This window comes from Actinomadura bangladeshensis (genome assembly GCF_004348335.1).
Lineage (GTDB): Bacteria > Actinomycetota > Actinomycetes > Streptosporangiales > Streptosporangiaceae > Spirillospora > Spirillospora bangladeshensis.
The window spans coordinates 1-1,360 of the sequence record NZ_SMJW01000543.1; the positions used below are offsets into that span (position 1 = coordinate 1).

At 78.8% G+C, this 1,360-nt stretch carries 2 protein-coding genes; both read left to right on the forward strand.

Annotated elements, in window-relative coordinates; all coding sequences use genetic code 11:
* Window positions 1-12: 12 nt before the first annotated feature.
* A complete protein-coding gene (locus tag E1284_RS40735; RefSeq protein WP_279433124.1) occupies window positions 13-159 on the forward strand; it encodes a tetratricopeptide repeat protein in 147 nt (48 codons plus the stop codon).
* Window positions 156-1,360, forward strand: a 1,205-nt coding sequence (locus tag E1284_RS40740; RefSeq protein ID WP_131945441.1) for a protein phosphatase 2C domain-containing protein, incomplete at its 3' end; no start/stop codon positions are given. The genes E1284_RS40735 and E1284_RS40740, both read left to right, overlap by 4 nt.

The window sequence follows — 1,360 nt, forward strand, 5'->3', positions numbered from 1 at the left end:
TATAAGAGACAGCTGCTCGGCGCCCCGCTCACCGAGACCTCGCTGCGCCGCCTGCTGGAGGCGACGTACCGGGAGCTCGCACGCCGCACCCGCGACCGGGACGAGTGCCGCCGCCTCGTCGACTCCGCCAACGCCGTACGCCCGAGGACGCTGCTGTGACCGATGACCAGACCGGAGCCGCCGCCGAGCGCGCGGCGGCCGACCACGCGAAGGCGGCGGAGCTGTCCTGCCCCTCCTGCGGCGAGATCGTCTACGCGGAGGAGGTCTTCTGCGAGAAGTGCGGGCACCGGCTCGCGGACTCCTCGGAGCCCGCCGCCCCGGCCGAGCCGGAGCGGGCCGGGCCGGAGCAGGACGCGGCGCGGGCGTGCACGAGCTGCGGCGGGCCGGCGATCGACGCCGACGGCTACTGCGAGAACTGCGGGCTGCGCCAGCCCGCCGAACGCGACCACGTCGAGATCGAGCTGCCGGCCGCCGGCGCGAACGGCGCCGGCCCGGTGGTGGCGGCGGGCGCCAGCGACCGCGGCCGGCGCTACAGCCGCAACGAGGACGCGCTCGCCCTCGCCGCGCACGCCGCCGGGATCGCGGCCGTCGTGTCCGACGGCGTCGGGTCGTCCCAGCGTCCCGAGGACGCCTCCCGCACGGCCGCCGACACCGGCGCCGCCGAGCTGGTGGCGCGGCTCGACGCCGGCGAGGACCCCGAGGACGCCACCCGGCACGCGGCGCTGCGCGCGGCGGCGGCCGTCGCCGCGCTGGCCACCTCGCCGTCGGACGCGCCGTCCTGCACGTACGTGTCCGCGGTGACCCGCGGCCCGACCGTCACGGTCGGCTGGGTCGGCGACAGCCGCGCCTACTGGCTGTCCGCCGCCGGCCCGGCCGAGCCGGCCGGGGGCGCGGCGTCGAACGGGACCGGCTCCGGCACCGCCGACCTCGACGAGAGCGAGGTCAGCACCGGCGACATGGCCGAGCTCGGCCCGTCCCGCCGGCTCACCGAGGACGACTCGTGGGCGGCGTTCATGGTGGCCGAGGGCTCGCTGAGCGAGGCGGAGGCCGAGGCGCACCCGAACGCGCACGTCATCACCGCGTGGCTGGGCGTCGACGCCGGCGAGGTCCGCCCGCACGTCGCGACGTTCCGGCCCGCCGGACCGGGCACGCTGCTGGTCTGCAGCGACGGCCTGTGGAACTACTTCCCGGCGGCCGGCGACCTGGCCGCCCTGCTGGCCGGCGCCCCCGCCGCGGCCGGCGCGGACGGGGCGCCGGCCCCCTCCCCCGACCCGGCGCCCGATCCGGCCGCCGACCCGCTCGGCGCGGCCAGGACGCTCGTCCGCCACGCCCTGGACGCCGGCGGCCGCGACAACATCAC